We start from the raw sequence: 19,601 nt of genomic DNA, 5'->3' as shown, positions 1-19,601 counted from the left end.
GTTTATAGATTACGGATCAGTGCTGGTGAACGGAAAAGATGACCGCTGTATTTCTCCGGCAGAAGCAGCCAACCATCCATAAAATCCTGCCCCTCCTGCCAACCTGCCGCTAAAAGTTCCTGCTTTATTTTCTCATACTGTCCCGAAAACAAGATGTAGAGCCTGCGTCCCGCAGGACTTACGCGCTCATATTGGCACAGGCGTCCCGCCCAATCCATATCACTGCGCATCGTAAGGTAACGATCCTTCCCTCCCAAATTGAAAAGTTCCTGAATCGCTTTCTGTGAGGCTTCATTGGCGCAAAATATCCGCTGCCTTTGACTGGCAACGCTGAATACCTGCCGCGCCAGCTCCAGATCGATATCATGTTGCCGCTCCATCTGCGCAAAACAGCGATAGAGGAAGTCTTCGTCGCACCATGGCGTCTGGGAAAACACCGTATAGAATAGCCGATCATAGACGTCGTCTTCCCGCAAACCGAGACTTCCCGCATCATAATGATAAACTGCGGGTACCAACTGCTGGATTTTACGAAACTGCAAAGCTGGCACAAACGCATTATAGGCAATATTCAAATGTTTATAGCCGTTAGCAAAATATGCATTGAGGATATCCTGATCGTAAAACACAAATCCTTCGAGCTGTTTTAACCGCTTGATGCCTGCCCGCAGGATATCGCCCTGCGCCAAAAACTTCTCACGGTCTACAAGCAATACCCCGGAGTTAAAATAATCACGGCCATCCAGCCAGCCTGCTGCCACCATCGGATTATCCGCCGGATCTCCTGCCTCATCATACTCTGCTACCGCAGCCAGCGGATAATCCTCCAGGCTCTCCTGCCACAAACCAGCGATATCCATATGAATTACGGTATCGGCATCAAAATAAATAAACCGCGACACTGCTGGCGGCAATAACCGTGCCGCCAACAAGCGGTAAAAGGCCGCATAAGTATAACGCGATACCCCAGCCTGAGGTAATTCCTGCCGCAAATAGTCAAGCTCCGCCGCTGCCAGCACTTCCACATTGTAAAACGAAAGCTGCTGGCCAAAATGCATGGCCGCCTGGCGAAACCTCTGCTTTTCTTTTTCCCGCAGCGTCCCATCGTGCAATATATGGATATGCAAATCCTTCGCCGCATGCTGCTGGCAAAGCGACCATAGCGACGTTCCCAGGAACTTGCTGTAGGTCCCCTTTTCATCCGCTATCGCATAGCAAACATCAATCATTGTTCCTATACTCCTTATATCTCGCCCTTTATCAAGAAAATATCCCACAGGCGATTGGGGCCAACATCCTTAAAAGCTACGAGTGAATCAACAGGCCAAATCGCCTCTCTTCCCTCCATATACTCTTGAATCAGGATGTACTTTGTATATCCTGCCTCACGCAGATAGTCCACCATAGTCTGCAAAAGCCCCTGTTTATTCCACCAATAGGGATTGAATTCCATGTACAACGGAATAGCCCGCTTCTTCAGGATGTTCATTGCACCGCCCACGACAAAGGGCTCAAAACCTTCCGTATCAATCCATATATACTTGATTTTAGCATCATCGAGGCCGCTTTCCTCAAAGTATTCATCCAACGAAATCAACGGCACCTCTGTGGCCGTGCCACCGCTATTTCGAACCAAGCTCGTTCCACCTGGGTTGTTTTCATCATAGTAGAGTTCCTTGTTTTCCCGTCGATCGGATAAACCATAGGCCTCAACATAGGCCTCACCTACCAAACCATTCAGCAGCATATTAATCTGCAGCAGCTTATTGTTGCGCTCGTCCGGCTCAAATGCGATTATCTCAACGTTCGTATCAATCTTTTTGCGGAAATATATACTCGTCGTGCCAATATTGGCTCCTAAATCGAGGAAATAGCCTGGCGTATCATCGCGAAGTGCATAATATTCATGGGCCAGTTTATAAAACAAATGCATTTCATCCGCCGACCAAACCTGCCCATCACGCATCATTGTCGGCATGATTACCTTATCATCCACCGAAGCTATAAAAGTAAGCTCTTCGGCCTTACAACTGCAATAATCCTTAGCACTGCATTCATGATACCAAAAAAGCAATCGCCTCATGCCACCAGGATTATCCTTGAGCAAGAATACCGCTAAATCAAACTTCTCATACCAACTAATCATCTCATAAATGAATACCACTCTATCACTGTGGAAACCAACATTATCCAACAGCTTTACGATATTGCTGTCTATGACTCTGCTAGCAATCAACAACAAATCGATATCATCACTCAGTTGAATATTATTCTCACCAGAAGGTATTCGTTGCACCAGTTCTACGCGTTCTGCCTGAATATTTTCTTCAAACCACTTTTCCCCGTTGCCGTCCATATCCCATAAGATTATGCGTGCCTTCACTGTCATCAACTCCTTAATTACAATCCTGCCCGGCGCTCGGCCTCATGGCCTAACAACAGCATTTCCCGCAAGGCGGTACCGTCGCGATGCTTTTGCTGTGCAGCCAACCGCTTTACCAGCCGGTCGCCCCACCAGAGCTGAAGTGACGTAAAGTTCCCGGCCGCAATGGTGCGCCTTATGGCCTCCTCAATAGTCTGCTGGAATAAGTCACTGATAATACCCGCCCGACCGCGGCTTCCTTCTGCCATATGCCACAGCTGGAATAAATCATACGTCTGTTGCTGCCAGGTTTTATGCCCTTCATCATACTGCTGCAAATAGTCAAGCATCAAATCAAGTGCTCCACGGAAGTCCTTCCGCTGCCAGCAGCCATAGACACGCGGCAGATTCGCCTGCTGGTGCACCTGCCATTTCCGCACGATATCCCTGCGGCCAAAATCATTACTGATAAGCCCCTTCAAAGGATAGCCCTCACGCGCAAGGATACGCTCCCAAAAGGCTGCATCCATCTTATTCCAGCCATGCGCGCCGAATGGCCGCCAACCAGCCAGCATGCGCGGATAGGCATGCTGGATGTTTTCCTGCACGGCAAACTCCAGGGCTGTTTTCACATCTGGCACCTTGAAATCCACTTGAGGATTTTTCCCGCAATACCCCCAGAACGCGTCTTCACAGTCCAGCAGTTCCCCACTCCAAGGATGGTCGTCAGCCCACATCTTTTGCCAGATAGGAATCATCGCCCGGCAAGCCGCTACGCGCCGCAGGGAAAAGCCGCCATTGCCTACCCGCGCGCCGATTGCATGCCACAGCGGTATCAGCCGCCGTACAGGAGCACCGATATAGTCATAGCCCATTTGACAGAACTCCGCCAGGCGGTCAGCAAACACAAAGGCATCAAGCTGATAAATCAGCACGTATTCATAAGCGGCAAAGCGGTCATAAAATTCCGCCGACAGCAGTAAGGCGCTATAACCGGTAGTGCTCTGGAAATAAACATCATCAAAGGCTTCGGCAGCGATACCTGCCCCCAGTTCCCCATAATCCGGCTCCATGGATTCCGGGTGGATAAAGCACAGCGGATAATGGCCCAGCACCTTGCGCAGCTGCCGCAAGGCTACGATTTCAACAGGTGTTAAAGCCTGCTTATAAACTGGTACTACAACAGCCGCCAATTGTTTCTGCATCATAAAAGCGTCTCCTGATTCACACATATTGTTCCATTTTGACCGCTATTGCAGCGCGCCCGCAAAAGGTCAAACCCCTTCCGCATTGCCTGTACCTTGATCTGAACAATGCAATGCGCCTCCTTAGCATTAGAACACCCATATTCGGAGCGCTTCGTTTTACAATCCTCCAAAGCCTTTTCTGGCTGAATGAATACAGCTGGCGTCTGACGGGGAGCAAAAATCGTCGGTATATCATCAGGCCCCAACGGAAACTCTGCGGGGAAACAATTAGGAGCCAAGATTGGTTTATCCAAGGCTGCTGCCAAATGCATATTGCCCGTATCATTGCCGATATAGGCCTCACACTTATCGATAACCGCAACGGTCTCGCAATAGGTTAGTTTGCCGACAAGATTCCGGATAGCGTCTGTCCGGCCCTGCAGCTCACCATATACCTGCAAGAAGCGCTGTACCTCCCGCTCATCAATTGCACCGCCACCAAGCAGCACAAAACGCAAAACAGGATAATCTTCCTGCAAAAGCCGTATAAGCTGCGCATATTTTTCTGGCGGCCAGCGTTTGTACGCTCCCTCACCACCCATGACGATGGCATAAAGCGGATACTGCTCCACCAGCCAATCAGAAAGGATTTCCTCTGCACAGTTTATATCTTCAGGACAGCACCAGACTTCTGTCTCGCGCGCCTTTACCTTTTGCCCCCAGAATGCATCCAGTACCCCGAGATAACGGTCTGTCGCATGAGTGTTTTCACTGCGATAAGGAACAGACCGATTAATAAATGGCTCCACCACATCATAGGGTATGTCACCATGCCAAAAGGATGACTTCTGCACACGACTGATGTCATAAGCCACCCGCTCCTTTGCGCCGCTCAGATACGCCAGTTGCACCGCACTGCCATAATGCGGAAACACAAACGCCAAATCAAAATGATAGGGCAGGAGCTTTGCACAAAAGTCCTGATTCCATTCGTAAAGCGATAGAAAATCATCCCACCAGCATTGGCGCAGATTTGGTATTACCTCATCCACATAGGGGCAGGCCTCAGCCAAGGCCAACGCACGCGGGAAAAGTACCAGCACGATATGCGCCATCGGATAATGCTCGCGGATGGCCCGCAAGCATGGCGACAGATTGATGAAGTCCCCCACGCCCGCATCATGAATGATCAGGATATTCCGCGGCGATTCTGGCATTGCCGTACGATCCCCATACCGCACAAAATACGGTTCCATATATTGGATAAAATCATGCGTATTAAATTCCTTCGTTTGCTTTATCTGTTCTTCATAAATCGCGATGCCCTGCTGTATATCCTCAATCGCCCGCATATCTATCACCATCCCTGTATTCAAGCATCCTCTACATTGCGCTGCTCACAATACGAATGCTGCTCATCATAATAATAGAGTTTCCCCAGCGGTTTTAAGCGCCGGGCAAGTTTTTCCAGCACCTGCTTGCTGTCCGGAATCGTCCGCACATTGCCCAGTACCAGGATAATATCCTGCCTTGCGGGAATCGCAGCACTGATATTTTCCCATTGGGGCACATAGCGAATAGGAAAATCCTGCACGGCGTTCGCCTTATCCGCAACATTTAGTACCACTCCAGAAAGGTGCAGCTGCGAATATTTGCGCTTCAAATTGCACAAATCGAGTCCCACACTGCAGCGTACCAGCAGAACATGCTTGCCTGCATCCTCTGGCTGCAGCACATCCGTAATCCCATGGAATACTTTATGGTCTGGCGATACCTGCCATTTCTGCATGAATTTTGCTTCGTTCGCCTGTAAAATTTTGGCAAAGCGTTCCTGTCTGGCCTTGGCTTGCTCAGGATCAAGTGCCTGCTTGAATGAGGCACTGCCGAAATGATGGATAAACGTATCGGCGCACAAAAGCAGCCGGTAACCTGCCTGACGGATTGTATACGAATAGTCATCATCCTCGTAATTTCCCGGCGAGTAACGCTCGTCCATACCGCCAATCTTATCGTATACCACACGTTTCAACAGGAAGCAAAAACCAACCAATGTTGGCCAGCTGTACCACTTCTGCGCATCGCTGTGGTTGTATCCTGTTGCAAACTGCTGCAGTTCCTCTACGGTCTGGTAATCCACCGCAATCGACTGGCCATTGCTGCAGTTATTGGTCACGCAGCTGACCGCGCCGATATCTTTCCCGCTGTAAAGTGCCTGCTGCAGATTATCCAGCCAGTGTGGCGTCACAATCGTATCGCTGTTGAGCAGCAATAAATCATTTCCTGGCGCGGCGGCCTTCATGCCTTGATTGCAGCCGGCTGGAAAACCAACATTTTCCGTATTGGCGATGAGTTTTATATCGAGCTGCTCCTTGAGCCATTCCAACGAACCATCCGTAGAAGCATTATCTACCACGATAATCTCATAGCTATTTTTTCTCGTATAAGCGCGAATACTTTCGATACAAAACTGCGTATACGAAAGCGTATTATAGCTAAGTATTACAATACTTGTTTTTCTCATAGCTCAATTGCTCCATTGATTTGAATCGGAGACTCCAACGGCACACAAATTACATTCACCGATACCATCGGTACCTTGGCAATCGTATCTTCTGCCACTGGTATCGAAGCTACAAAAACATTATTCGGATTATGGAAATAATTATCCTCATTATACAAAGGCGCATTATGCGCATAAATCCGATATCCCAATGTTTTTGTATAGGCTAGCAAGGCATCTTTCTTCTCCGGACGATCTGCCTCCATATAGATGATTGGCCTGCATTTTTTTATCGTCTGTGCAGCTCCTTTTAATACATTCAACTCCATCCCTTCCACATCTATTTTCAAGAAATCACACCGTGATAGGGAAAGAGAATCCAATGTTATAGCTGGTACCGGCTCTCCCGTCTGCGTATGCTCCAACGACAAGCCGCCCCAATTCACTTCTGTGCCAACATCCTGCACAGGAACCAACACCGTCTCTGGCCGATCGCTAACACATTTCTGCTCACAATATACATTGGTAAGACCATTTATAGCGATGTTTCCTGCCAGCAACTGAAAAACCAAGCGTTGCGGTTCAAATGCCCATACAGTGCCATTATCGCCAGCCAACTGCGCTAAATGTACCGTATGGGAACCGATATTAGCGCCCACTTCAACCACTGTATCTCCTGGCTGAATAAAAAACTCAAAAATACGTGCTTCTGATTCCGAATACTCACCATACAATTCCAACGATTTACCAACATACTGATCCAAAGCATTATACATTATTTTCCCATAACGAAAATCAATGCATTTATTCACACTTTTCATCCCAATCCTCCCTACCATTTTCCAGGCAATACTTTATCTTCTGCCATACATATTCAACCGTAATTCCCTTTGAGCATTCCATTTCTCGCTCCGTCCCTTGATGATACGGGCAAAAATAATTCTTATCGTCAACGCGCAAGTCATTATGGCAGCCATGACAGACCTGATAGTTGATGACCCGATACGGCGTAAAGAATTCATTTGACGGCAGGGTAAAGCCGCTGATCATCACCACCGGCGTCCCTGCCGCATAGGCCAGCCAGGAAAGCCCGCTCGACACGCCAATGAAGCAGGCCGCCCCATTGAGCAGTGCCAGGCGTTCATCCAGCGGCCGCCGTCCCGTATAATCTTCGGCCCCTTTAGGAATCCCCACATGATAACTCCCCTGTCGCAGTTCCCGATCGCCATCGATGCAAAGCACGCGATAGCCTGCCTGTTTCAGCCGCTTGATGATGATTTTCCAGCCCTGCGGATAATGCCAGCACTTATTGACCCCCGAAGCCTGGGTAGCAATACATACATAAGGCTCTTCTATTAAGGGATTCCGCCCCGCAGCCGTAAGCTGCAACTTCCTTGGCACAACCGGCAGATGCAACAGAACACCGCCAAGCTGCGTGAGCGGCACCGAACGCGCATCCGTTGGCGATAAAATGGGGGCATTCTGAAAGATTCCCAGCACAAAGGCCGCATAGGCATCTTCTGGCAGTTTCTCCACCATGGGAAATTGCGGCCAACAGACGTCAAACAGCGGCGCGAAATTTTCCTGCCGCTCGCAGACAACCCGGCAATGATATTTTTCTTGAAAGGCCAAAACGTAAGGCATAACCGCCAGCATATCGCCCAAAGCATTGCCGAGATAGAAGTATACGGTTTGCTCCGTGACATCCAGGCGATGCGCAAACACCATGCTGCCACTTTGATAGACTTCTACCTGCCAGGGAATATAATATTTTTCCATGGAAGCCAGTAGCTGATTGCTGACCGCTCCCTCAAAATACACCTGGCCGCTTTCACTGTCGCTCACGCGGACGGCAAAATCCCCCGCTGGCACCTCAAGACGCAGCCCAAAATTAAAATCAATCCTAAGGCCTGAGATGCCAGTCTCCCCCTTGACTTCGCCAGCCTTTTCCATCAGCCGGACTAACAGCGCCTGATGGTATTCATTCATTTCATTTTGCGCAGCACTAAAAAACACGATTGGTTTCATTCTTCTTCATCCTTAAGCTGATATTGTTGCATCACACAATAATCCAGCAACAACATCACAAAGTCCTGCTGTTCCTTAAAGTATTCCTGACAGTATGGACCGATTTCCTGATTGATTTGTTCCAAGGAATAGCACTTAGAGACAGGCAGCATATGCCGCTTTAGGAAGATGCCGAAAAAATAAGCTTTTATCCGCTGCTTGAGCTCCGGATTCTGCTGGAAAAGCTCCATCCCTGCCATCCATTGCTCGCAGGCCAATAATGTCTTTATCCCCGACAGCCAGTACTGCTTTATCTTAGACAAATCCTGTCCGCGTGACAACGACTGCTCCCGCACATGATAGTGATAGTCCGTGGCGGAAATAAACACATAGCGTTTGGCATAATAAAGGCATAGAAAATTAAACAGACAGTCTTCAAAGTTTGGCATATCATCAAAGTGCAGTTGATATTTTTCGATAAGCTCCCGCCGATAAAGCTTGCCCCATGACGCAACATTGGTTCGATTTTCCAGCATTGCCTCAATACGCAATAAAACATTTTCTGGCATAATCCATACCGAATCTGTCAACCGTACTAAATCATACAAGAGGTATGAACCATCCTTCTGCAAGCGATACTCCTGACTACCACCTGAAACCACATCTGCATTATGCAGTATTGCTTGCGCGTATAGTGTCTTCAGATATTCTGGCTCAACGACGTCATCGCCATCCACAAACGTCAAGAAGCGTCCTATGGCGGTCTCCATTCCCCGATTGCGTGCCATACCGGCCCCGGAATTCTCTTGCAGCTGCACAAGCCTTATACGGCTGTCAGTCGTCGCCATAGCCGCGCAGATTTCCCCGCTGCGGTCTGTCGACGCATCATCGACAACGATAAGTTCAAAATTCTGCAGCGTCTGGGTCAGCAGGCTTTGCAGGCAATCCCGGATATATTTTTCGCCATTGTAAACAGGAACTATAACCGATACCATTGGAGCTCTCATACTATTCCTCACGTATTCTTTACCAGCAATTCAAAAGCCGCCACGACCTCATCGGGTGAAATCGTCGTAATGCAATGCGCCTCTTTGCCGCAGCAGCCACCATAGATGATTTCATCCTTGCACGCACCGATCGCCTTATCCGGTCGCAGGGCAATATAGGGCACCTGCCACGGGGCAAAACGATGAAAACCACTGAATACCCCCGGCAGGAAATCATCCTTGTCCAACGGATCGCGGAAAAAAGCCAGCACTGGCTTCTGCAGAGCCGCCGCAATATGCAATGTGCCTGTATCGTTGCCGATATACATAGCACATAGGTCTATTGCCGCACCAGTCTCCCGCAACCTTGTCTTGCCCGCCAGATTCACAGCTGCGCCTTTTGGCAAAGCCTCTTGAAGCTGCTCCGCTGCCTGCTGTTCCGACGGGCCCCCCAGCAATACGAAGCACAATTCCGGATAACGCGCTTTGAGTGTATTCAGCGCTTTAGCCAACAAAGTCGGCGGATATTTGCGATTTAGCGTTCCCGCGCCAAGACCTAGCGCAACATAAATTACTTCTGCTTTCTGCTGCCCAGCCAGCAAATCTTTAACCCGCTGACAATCTGCCGCACTATACCAAAACTCCATGCTGGTATCGGCTGGCTTATGCCCAAGCGCCTCCAGCACATAAAAAATGCGCTCGGCCTCATGCATACATTCTGGCGGACTTACCAACGGCTTAGTAAGCAGTTCCTCTGCAAAATCAGGCTTTGCCTCGAAATTACCATAGACATTGAACACTGTATTGCTGAAATCCACGCGTTCTTTGGCGCCACTTAAGTATTCCACCAGACGGATTTCATTGCGCAGCTGCGCCCAGCCCCAAAGCTTTGAGATACATACATCGAACTGCTTTGGCCAAAGATGCTCCTCTGCAAGTGCCACTAGCTCCTGCCAAGCTTTCCGCTGATTCTCTTGAAAGCGGCGCTCATCATACAAAATACGTTCATTGATATACGGACAGAATTCCCAAAGCTCCGCCACACCAGACCGCACCAGCACAGCAATATACGCCTGGGGATAAGCGCGTCGCAGCTCCCGCATAAAGCCTGTCGTTAGCACCGTATCGCCTACCGCATCGAATAACAACACCAATATTGACTTCACTGCCCCAGCCTGCTGTTTGCGCAGACCTGCCTGCTCAAAAGCCGGCTCCATCAGCGCTTTGAGCTTCGCGACGGAAAGCTGATGCACATCCATGGCCAGTTGCACTAGCTGTTCCCCAGCTAAAGACAAAGCATGTTCTCTCATTGCAGCAACTCCTTCTTATGCTCCTGCCGGCAACGATCGATAGCTTTTTTCACCATTACCGGAGCAATCTGACGCTGGCACTCCAGATAATGCGGACTCTTCTGCTCATGATACGGGCAAATTTTCCGCAAGAAATGAACACGGACATCATTGAAACAGCCATTGCATACGCGGGGATTCATGACCCGATAAACCTCCGGGAATTCATACCAAACTGCCGAAAAGCCAGCAATCATGATAACAGGACACCCCGCCATCCAGGCCAACCACGAAAGGCCACTGCCAAGGCCGATGAAAAAATCGGCATACGCCAGCATATCAGCCCGCTCAGCCAGTGGAATATTGCCCGTAAAGTCCTCGGCGCCCGCTGGCATCTTTACAGTGATGCCTTGGTCACTTACAACCCTGTCGCGATCAATGCACAGCACCCGATAGCCGAGTTGTTTCAGATACGCCACGATTTCGTCCCAGCCATTTGGCCACTGCCAGGTCTTAGCTACGCCCGAAGCCTGCACGCCAATGCACACATAAGGTTCTGCGATTGTCCGCAGTTTACGCGGTTTCCAGGGAATACGCGGTGCGATACAATCCTGTCCGAGAATATACTGCGCCGATGCCCGCATCGGAATCCGCCGTCCATCCGTCGGGATAAAATGCGGATCATCAAAACCGATTACGAGCCAGAAAACCGCATAAGTATCCTCGGGAATTTTCTCGCATTGCTCAATCTCCGGATAGGCACACTGGATAAACTCCCGCCACTTTTCACGGACATCAATCGAGATTTTCGCTTGATACTGCTTGGCAAACATAACAGCCGCAGGCAAGAAGGCAATCGTGTCGCCCATAGCCGTACTGACAACGCCAATATGGATACGCTGCCCTGTCGGATCAAAGCAATGCTCAAACACCTTCTGCCCCGCGTTAAAGACCTCGATAAACCACGGGATATAATATTTTTCCTCCGATACCAGGATGACTTCGGCTGCATCTTCATCAAAATACACCGTGCCAGTTTCGGCATCTGCTATCCGCACATGATAATCCCCTGCGGGGACCTGCAAGCGAAGCCCATTGCGGAAATCCAGCTTCAACCCGTCAATGCCCGTATCGCCAGCTACAGCTCCCATATGAACATGCATTTCATTAAAAAATATACGATTGTTTTCTTCCATCAATTCCTGCTGCTTTTCCGAATATTTGCGGCAAGGGAAATACTGGATGGGATACGGAAACATCTCCATTATTCTTGCTCCTTCCTGTTTTTATTCATACACCAGTCCAGCAGCAACGTCACATATTGATAGTTCTCACCAAATTCTTTTTCCATAACCGGCCGTATCTGCTCATTGATTGCCTCCAGGGAATGCTGTTTGGTCAAATCATAAAAATGCGACAATAACGATAACTGCATGATAAATACGAATAATATCTGTTTACTTCCCTTATCTGCCGCTAAATCAGGAATGGACTCCATATAGTCAGACAGAAAACGGATAGCTTTTACCACGGAATCCACATATTGTGGAGCTTTCGCCAGCAAATCCCCACGCGTGATGGATTCCGGGGTCTCAATGATTTCATACAGCGTATCCGGCAGTAAAGCAAACCGTTTCGCTGCCAATAGCGCTTCGATAGAAAACAAAACATCCTCAAGGAATACGATGGGATGAAACCGGATATTGCTACGTAAAATCAACTCACGTGAAAACAACTTCTGATAACAGGCTGTCCTATACTTGCCTTGCCAGACATATTCGGCACGCTGGGCCAATGGGATCTCCAGTCCTAAAGGCCCCGTAGTTTCTCCGCTGCCCTCCGCTACGATATCGGCATTTTCCCGCAATGCCATTTGATACATCCGCTTCAAATAATCGGGGTGAAGTACATCATCGGCATCAACAAAAGCGATAAACCGGCCACACGCTGCTTCAATACCAGCATTGCGCGTAGCACTAGCGCCCATGTTTTCCACATTTTGCCATAAATGCACCCGCTCTTGCTTTCCGTACAAGGACTGGCATAATTCATAGCTGCCATCGGTAGAGCAATCGTCGATGAGCAATATTTCAAAATTCTGCATAGTCTGTGCCAGTATACTGTCAATAGCCCGCTGCAAATATTGGACCTTGTTATAAATCGGCACAATTACAGATATGTTAACCATATTAGCTTCCCTTCATCATAAGATCTGCAGCAGCGTTTGCTGATAATGCTGCCAGAGCGGTGCTGCAGTATCTATCCCCTCGGCAATAGCCCGTGACAGCAAACGCTCACCATTCTGGCAATAGTGACTGACAGCCTCCTGCCAAGACTCCACCGGCCAATCATTTTTTGCCTGCTGCAGCAGTTCATACCACTCCAGCTGATGCATGACGAGCGTTTCCAGCGGCAGTTCCACCGTCTGGGGCCAAGCATAGCACTCGGTTATCACGCCAACCAACTGCGTATCACCTGCAGTAAGCAGGATTTTCCAAGCCGTAAATGGCAGCATATAGCCCTCAGGCCGCAAAAAAGCCTGCCGCAGCCAGCCGCACGCATCCATCAAGCGCCGGGCCATCAAGGCCCCCGTCAAACCACCAGCCGGATATTTGCCGATTTCGACCAGCCGCTGCCAAAAAGTCACACAATAAGCCACTTGCGTATTATCCATAGGATGAATCGTAATATAGGGAAGCTCATTGCGATAGTCCTCTGGCCCGTCGGATATCAATAGACTGATAGGGACATTCTGTTCCGCGATAGCTGACACCATACGTAACATAAAATTGGCAGCCATTTCTGTTCCCGGCAACTGCCAATGGATAAAATCGCCTTTAGCAGTTGCCGAAAGCTGGGTAAATACCTCCCCCGCTGGCGAATCTGCCAAAACCTGCCAGTCGAGCTGCTTTGGCAGATTCCGCTTGCAGCTCTCCTTGATTTTCATCCAATCGCTGCTGTTTACCTGATTCATGCAGGGAATCAATACCTGCCGATAAGGATACTCCTGGTCTGCCACCTGCTTTAGACGCAAGCAAAATTCCTCCCACTCCCCGAGATAAGGAACGATTGTCGTGACCCATATCTTGCGAGCCAATATCTTCTCTTCCTTCAATCGTTCCGCCAGCAAAACACTGGCCTGCATCAGATTGACCTGCGGATTTGGCGTGACCTGCTGACTATAGCGCAGTTTCTGCGGCTGCACCAACGGCCGTAAATCTACCCCATTGACCCGTTTGAAAAATTCAAACGGATTGATGGCTTCGCCCTTTATCAGCCGCTGATGGAAGAGGCGGTAACCGCCACCACCGATAGAAGCCAGCGAATATTTCGATACGAGAATTGGCCAGGCAACCGCAATCTTTGTTTGGAACTGCTCGGAACTGCGCCAATAGAAATGCGCGATTTCCAGTGTCTGGCAATCCAGCATATCCCTGCCCACCATCTTGCCCTCTTGTACCGAATACAGATAATGGTTACCCTGTATCACTTGGAGCTTATTGTCTAATACGGCCTTGGCCCCGACGATGCATTTATTTCCCGCATCACGGTAAATGTCCCCCAGAGCCGGCCGCGCCAACAGGAACTCCTCACGCCGCACATCTGGCTGATAAGGACTATAACGCCGCCAGGGCAGCTTATATACAAACTCCCTATCCAAGTCTTCTAAATATTCCCGTATGCTCTTCCCGGGCTTAGTGCCTACCAGGAACTCATCCGCATCCAGCGGAATAACCAAATCGGCCCCATGCTTATTGATTGCTTCATACAAGAGATCTGTCGTCATATCGCCCTGGGCATATTCGACCCGATTCGATGTATGTACAGTAAGAGGCAAGCCTTCCTGCTGCAAGGCCCGCAGGATTTCTGCCGTCTTGTCTGTACTCTGATGGTCGATAAGCAACAGTTCATCGGCAAAGCTCAACGTATGGCGCACGAAACTTTCAATGATATCCATTTCGTTCTTGACTATGCCAATGGCTGCGATATGATATTTCTTTATCGCAGCGGGAGCCGGTTCTGCATACTGAGCCTTAGCCTCCCACTCTTGCCAGCGAATTTCCTCAATCTGCTGGCAAAGCTGCTCAGCGGCCACTGTCTTGGACTGAGCGATAAGCGGCTGCAGGCTTTCAAGCAGCCAGAGAAGATTTTTCTCCCCTTCACCAACCTGCAAACTGCGAAGTATTGCTTCATCGAGCACCTGCTCCAACCGCTCCCAAGCCAATACCATCGTTGGCTCCGTGAGCCGCTGTTGCCGGCAGCTGCGCCAGAAATATTGCAGTTCTTCGCCATAGCCGATCCATGCCTTATCCCCAGCTGGATAGCGATCCAGCCAGGTCATAAGCAATAGCATCATTTCCGTATGTTTTCCGTGGCGCAAAGCCCCCCAAAGCCTTGCCATATCCATATACTGGCGTTTCTGCCAATAAGCCTCTAAATCTGTCCGCCGGCGGCTCTTACCATCTACACAGGCATGTCCCGTAAGGTCATAGCCACAAGCTGCAATCTTCCGCTGCCAGAACGCCACATGGCTTTCATTCCAGCCATGACAGCCAAAAGGCTGCAAAGTTCCCGCCTCGATCCGCCGATAACATCGCTGTACCTCTTCCTGCACAGCAAACTGCAAGGCAGTCGCAATCGGCGCACACCGAAAATCAAAATCTGACTGAACCCCGCACCAGCCCCAAAACAAGTCCTCGACCTGCAAAAAAACATCCTGGAAAATCTGCTGCCGCCCTACAGGAAGCTGCTCCCAGCGTTTGAGCGCCTGCCTTGCCGCCGTAATTTTCCGCAACGACAGGCCGCCATTGCCCACGCGTGCACCAATGGCATGCCAAATGGGATTCGACGGCGCAATCGGCGCACCAATATAGTCATAGCCCAAATCACAGAACTCCTGCAGCCGGTCCGAAAAGACAAACGCATCGAGCTGATAAATCAGCAGATAATCGTAAGCTGCAAACCGTGCATAATACTTTTCGGTGAGCAGCAATTGACTATAGCTGGTAATGCTCGTGAAATAATGATCGGGGAAGCGCTCCACGACAACGCCGTCTTCTAAACCTTCATAATCAAATTCCAGTGATTCTGGCGCCACAAAAACGCACGGGTAATGTCCCAAGATTCGCTTTAGCTGCTGCAACGATACTTTTTCAGTTATGCTTAAAGTCTCCCGATAAATGGGGATTGTAATCACTACGCTCATGTTCTGCCTCTTCCCTGACTCTCCATAAATTGCCGATAAAGGTACTGCACCAGCCATGCTTTATCACCAAAATCAGCGGTCAACGCGTCTCTTACACAGTCGGCTACCGTTTGGCGATGCTCGGGCGGCGTCGGATAAAAGCCCCAATGCTGCGGCATCTCCAGCATATAACCTGAGAGCTTTTCCATCACCTTATCTGCGGCCTTTGGATACTGCTGGAAATACGGTATCGCCTGCAGGCTGCGCCATAAAATTGCCGATAGCTTGAATGTATCCTGCACATGACGCATCAAATGGTCTAGATTCTTATCTTGCCGCAAAATCGAATCATCCGACAGACGATAGACATAATAAAGCTTTGTCGTAACCATGTATTTCCGAGCATGGAATACGCATAGGAAATTGAATAAGGTATCCTCATTAGCCGACAGCAGTTCAAATCTTAGCTGGTTCTCCTTCAGGAACTGCCGCCTATATATGCGGTTCCATACAGCCCCTATCCAGGCCGGACTAGCATAAACCAACTGCACACGTTCGCCGATATCCGGCGAGAGCTCCGCTAAATCCTGCATGTCGCCTGCCTCATCCGGTGCCGGCAGCAATTCTTCCTGTGCCGCCTTTTTATAGTAGCGTCCCATCGACCAAATGACATCCGGCTGATGCGCCAGCGCAATCCCCATCATATGCTGCAGGCCATCGGCCAGCAGAAAATCATCGCTGTCAACAAATGTGACATACTCGCCCTGCGCCAGCTCTAAGCCACGATTGCGCGCAGCGCTGACACCTTGATTCTGTGCCTGCATCACAACCTTGATGCGTCTGTCCCCGCAAAATGCCGCCTTGCACAAAGCCGGTGTCCCATCCGTCGAAGCATCGTCTACCAATATGAGCTCCCAATCGGCAAAAGTCTGCTGCCGGATGCTGTTTACACATTCCATGATATATCGTCGCCGATTATACATCGGCACAATTATCGATAATAGCGGTTTCTGTTGCATATGACTCCACTCTTTTTCCTTGACTCACTTTTATTCCATGCCATTGCGGAAATTCTTCGTGTTGGCCGCTTTTTGCAAAATATCCTGCCGGCCGGCTGGCGTAAGCATATGGCGGACAAGACGCTGCAAAGCCAGCTGACCACGATCAGGCGTATCGCGGCTTACTATCCAGCCGCAATCAGCCCGCTGTACCCGAAGTGCCTGCGCCCCCCAATTCATCGTAACTACTGGGTAGCCGGCCAAAATAGCCTCACTAGCCGTATAGCAATATGTCTCTGGGAAGGCACTCGGGATAAGTACGGCCGCCGTCTGCTGCTGGGCCAATAGATCCGAAACTTTTTCGCATTTATATTTGCCAGTAATGATTATGCCCTCGCGGTCACCAGCGACATCCTGAATATCTTCACCGACGACAACCAGCCTTACGGGCAGATTGCGCCGCTTAATCCAGCTATTTAACTGCAGGATATAACGCGCGCCTTTTTGTGCACATAAGTTCCCTAAAAAAGTCAACGTAAGCTCCGCTGTCCGCGCAAATTGCGGCTGAAACGTCCGCTCGATATTGCGCTGCAATTTATGCGGACGGCTCATAATCTTCACTTCGGGATAGAATTGATTCACCACTTGGGCTGCATAGGCAGACGGCGCAATCACTTCAGCTGCCCCTGCCAGGAACTCCCGGAAATTCTGCCGGAAAAGCTCCAAATCAAGATTTGGTACCGATAGTTCTTGGAAAATCCCCTGACAATACGGCTGGTTGCGATAATTAGGACAATAGGCGGCCTGACAATCCAGCGACCAATTGGGACAAACACACAAATAGTCATGTACATAGAACGTATAGGGAACGCCGAGCTTCCTTATAATCGCCATAATCTCAAACAATCTAAAACCGAGCAAATGATTGACCGTTATCTGCGTGATATGGTTTTGTTGCACCAAGTCCTGCCATTCGGCAAGGCTTCGCGGTGCCTGGCTTGGACGCAAAACCATTTTTTTTGCCACGGATACCTGCCTCAGGTATTCCTGCAAAAACACCTCCGTTCCACCGCCCAGCTCATGCGAGATAATGAGTTCCGTCGCTTCCCGAGCTGGTTTAATTCCCAAAGCTTCCCGCACCTGCTGGCAAAAAAGTTCTGGTTCCTGCTTGATTTTCTGCCGATAGGCAGCATAGCGACCGACTTCCTGCTCGTAATTTGCCAACAGTTCACGGATTTTGGCTATGATATTCGGAATGTTTTCCTCCGTATCCGCAAATTTCAAATCCTCAGCAATAGGAATATCCACCACATTGGCTGCTGCACCGCGTCTGCCGGTAATCAGGCAGCACCCCGACAGGACGGCCTCGCGCGGTATCCTGTCCTTGCCCGGATGATTGCCAAAATCCACATAGACTTTCGCCGTATGCAGGAATTCTTCCACCTGCTCCGGCGTCATATCCTGCACGGGACGCCAGGAAATATCTGGCGCATATTCCATGAGTTTGCGCGTAAAATCCAGGCCCTTCCGGGGATTGAAGGCAACAACATCCTGCCGGTTTTCTTTCGTTACAGTTTCATTGCGCAGCAAAAAGGCCTCGTCGAGATAATCCCCAACAGGCAGTATCTTTTCCGCTGGTACACCATTTAGCCGCAAGAACCGCTGCGCGTACTCAGACTGCACCCAATGGGTAAGGCCGGCATCATTCAACGCCCAGACATTTGGCAACGGCTCCGTATCAAACGCTTTCGCCTGTTCTTCATAATACTGCAGGAACTCATTGGTCAGCTTCCACCAATTATCGACGCTAAGCCACCACAAAACCCGCTGGATTTTCAGCGATTGCGGCACAAAGCCGCACAAGGTCTCAGGGATAATCAGAACATTATCCGGACAGTCATCGATAGCATCGGTATACGGCAAATTATATTTTTTATAACCAGGATGAACCTTCTTCTCTGCCGTAAGCGGCCAATAATACATAGCAGCATCCACACCAGCAGCCAACAGACACGCTGCAAGCTGATGCAGCAGCGTCGGCCCGCCCGAATAGGCATGTGCAGGACACATGATATAAACTTTACTGTTTTCCGTCAGATTCATACTTCTACCGCAGCCTCCCTGCTCATTTCTGCAGCAGGAAATCAAGCAACAAAAAGTCCGTCTGTGGCAATTTGGCGGCAAGCGCCAAGGCCTTGTCCGTCTTGCCCATGCGTTTTGCCAGTACGGCCAGATTGCGGATGACATTTGCATTCTTTCCATCGATAGTAAGAGCAGCTTCTAAAAGCTTAGCTGCTGCTGCATATTCGCCTGCCGTAAAATGACCACCAGCAAAGGCCTGCAACAGACGCACCTTGTCACAAAGTGAAGCATCCTTGTTCAGCACGGCCTGAATCTCTGCTTCCACATCTTCAGCTGCTTTTTCCTCTGCCTTCACTGGCTCGTCCATTGGCGCACCTGCCACCACTGAAGTCTCCTGCGATACATTCTGCGGTACTACCGGCGCTGCTGGCTCTGCAGGGATAGCTGCCGCCTGCGGAACTACGGCTGGCGTCAAGCCTAAGAAAGCCGCCACATGCGGGAACCCGGCCTTCAAATGATCTGCCTCATTGCGGCCATAGTAATCAAGGATATCCTCCATATCCTCGCGCTGCTCCTGCGTGAGCTGGCCCTCACCATGCTCAAGGACAAAATCGAAAATCGCCAGACTATCATCGGTGCGATCCTCCAAGATGCAGATACGTGCAAGCAGAATACGTGCTGCCAAATGACCTGGTGCAAAGTTCAATACATTTTCCACCATGCTTGCCGAACGCTCATAATCACCAATCATGAAGTAGCTGTATGCACCTGCATAGAGCATCTCCGGATCATAGTCGCCAGCCTGCACGAGCTCAGCCAGCTTGTTGATAACATCGCTGTATTTCTCTTCGGCAAACAACGCGCCCAGTTCCTCACGCAGTTTCTGTACCATAGCCGACTGCATCTCCTGTCCCTTTTTCTTTTTGTTTTTATTCATCTTACGGTTTGCTTTACCCATCGTATAATCTCCCTTCTTATTTTAACGTCTGCCTTCCCCTCTGGGGA

At 49.7% G+C, this 19,601-nt stretch carries 15 protein-coding genes; all 15 read right to left on the bottom strand.

Annotation, left to right across the window (positions count from 1 at the left end):
- Window positions 1–2: 2 nt before the first annotated feature.
- Window positions 3–1,229 (bottom strand): glycosyltransferase family 8 protein, encoded by a 1,227-nt coding sequence (locus BM181_RS02975; protein ID WP_075442338.1) that lies wholly within the window; start codon window positions 1,227–1,229, stop codon window positions 3–5.
- Window positions 1,230–1,243: 14 nt separating this feature from the next.
- Complete coding sequence (locus BM181_RS02970) at window positions 1,244–2,383, bottom strand: FkbM family methyltransferase (protein ID WP_075442337.1); 1,140 nt, start codon at window positions 2,381–2,383, stop codon at window positions 1,244–1,246.
- A gap of 17 nt (window positions 2,384–2,400) precedes the next feature.
- Window positions 2,401–3,570, bottom strand: a complete 1,170-nt coding sequence (locus tag BM181_RS02965) for a DUF5672 family protein (protein WP_075442336.1) — start codon at window positions 3,568–3,570, stop codon at window positions 2,401–2,403.
- Window positions 3,567–4,913, bottom strand: a complete 1,347-nt coding sequence (locus BM181_RS02960) for a glycosyltransferase family 9 protein (protein WP_075442335.1) — start codon at window positions 4,911–4,913, stop codon at window positions 3,567–3,569. The genes BM181_RS02965 and BM181_RS02960 overlap by 4 nt, the downstream gene beginning before the upstream one ends.
- An 8-nt stretch (window positions 4,914–4,921) precedes the next feature.
- The gene (locus BM181_RS02955) at window positions 4,922–6,070 is read right to left on the bottom strand and encodes a glycosyltransferase family 2 protein (protein ID WP_075442334.1); all 1,149 of its coding nucleotides are present in this window, start codon (window positions 6,068–6,070) and stop codon (window positions 4,922–4,924) included.
- A complete protein-coding gene (locus BM181_RS02950) occupies window positions 6,067–6,870 on the bottom strand; it encodes an FkbM family methyltransferase (protein WP_177207152.1) in 804 nt (267 codons plus the stop codon). The genes BM181_RS02955 and BM181_RS02950 overlap by 4 nt, the downstream gene beginning before the upstream one ends.
- A complete protein-coding gene (locus tag BM181_RS02945; RefSeq protein WP_082336130.1) occupies window positions 6,854–8,077 on the bottom strand; it encodes an autotransporter strand-loop-strand O-heptosyltransferase in 1,224 nt (407 codons plus the stop codon). Before BM181_RS02945 ends, BM181_RS02950 begins: the two co-directional genes overlap by 17 nt.
- A complete protein-coding gene (locus BM181_RS02940) occupies window positions 8,074–9,051 on the bottom strand; it encodes a glycosyltransferase family 2 protein (RefSeq protein ID WP_075442331.1) in 978 nt (325 codons plus the stop codon). The genes BM181_RS02945 and BM181_RS02940 overlap by 4 nt, the downstream gene beginning before the upstream one ends.
- Before the next feature lie 20 nt (window positions 9,052–9,071).
- The gene (locus tag BM181_RS02935; RefSeq protein WP_075442329.1) at window positions 9,072–10,352 is read right to left on the bottom strand and encodes a glycosyltransferase family 9 protein; all 1,281 of its coding nucleotides are present in this window, start codon (window positions 10,350–10,352) and stop codon (window positions 9,072–9,074) included.
- Window positions 10,349–11,596 (bottom strand): autotransporter strand-loop-strand O-heptosyltransferase, encoded by a 1,248-nt coding sequence (locus tag BM181_RS02930; RefSeq protein ID WP_075442327.1) that lies wholly within the window; start codon window positions 11,594–11,596, stop codon window positions 10,349–10,351. The genes BM181_RS02935 and BM181_RS02930 overlap by 4 nt, the downstream gene beginning before the upstream one ends.
- A complete protein-coding gene (locus tag BM181_RS02925) occupies window positions 11,596–12,519 on the bottom strand; it encodes a glycosyltransferase family 2 protein (RefSeq protein ID WP_075442325.1) in 924 nt (307 codons plus the stop codon). Before BM181_RS02925 ends, BM181_RS02930 begins: the two co-directional genes overlap by 1 nt.
- Window positions 12,520–12,534: 15 nt before the next feature.
- Window positions 12,535–15,453: a DUF5672 family protein gene (locus BM181_RS02920; protein WP_218150087.1), complete on the bottom strand. Its 2,919-nt coding sequence runs from the start codon at window positions 15,451–15,453 to the stop codon at window positions 12,535–12,537.
- An 80-nt stretch (window positions 15,454–15,533) separates the two neighbouring features.
- On the bottom strand, window positions 15,534–16,535 hold the full coding sequence (locus BM181_RS02915; protein ID WP_075442321.1) for a glycosyltransferase family 2 protein: 1,002 nt from the start codon (window positions 16,533–16,535) through the stop codon (window positions 15,534–15,536).
- 30 nt (window positions 16,536–16,565) lie between these two features.
- Window positions 16,566–18,617 (bottom strand): glycosyltransferase, encoded by a 2,052-nt coding sequence (locus BM181_RS02910; protein WP_075442319.1) that lies wholly within the window; start codon window positions 18,615–18,617, stop codon window positions 16,566–16,568.
- A gap of 22 nt (window positions 18,618–18,639) precedes the next feature.
- On the bottom strand, window positions 18,640–19,554 hold the full coding sequence (locus BM181_RS02905; protein ID WP_075442317.1) for a tetratricopeptide repeat protein: 915 nt from the start codon (window positions 19,552–19,554) through the stop codon (window positions 18,640–18,642).
- Window positions 19,555–19,601: the final 47 nt, after the last annotated feature.

Origin of the sequence: Pseudoselenomonas ruminantium (assembly GCF_900113715.1) — a bacterium.
GTDB classification, from domain to species: Bacteria; Bacillota; Negativicutes; order Selenomonadales; family Selenomonadaceae; genus Selenomonas_A; species Selenomonas_A caprae.
The sequence above is the reverse complement of the archived record's forward strand: the minus strand, read 5'-3'. Positions and strand labels throughout refer to the sequence as shown.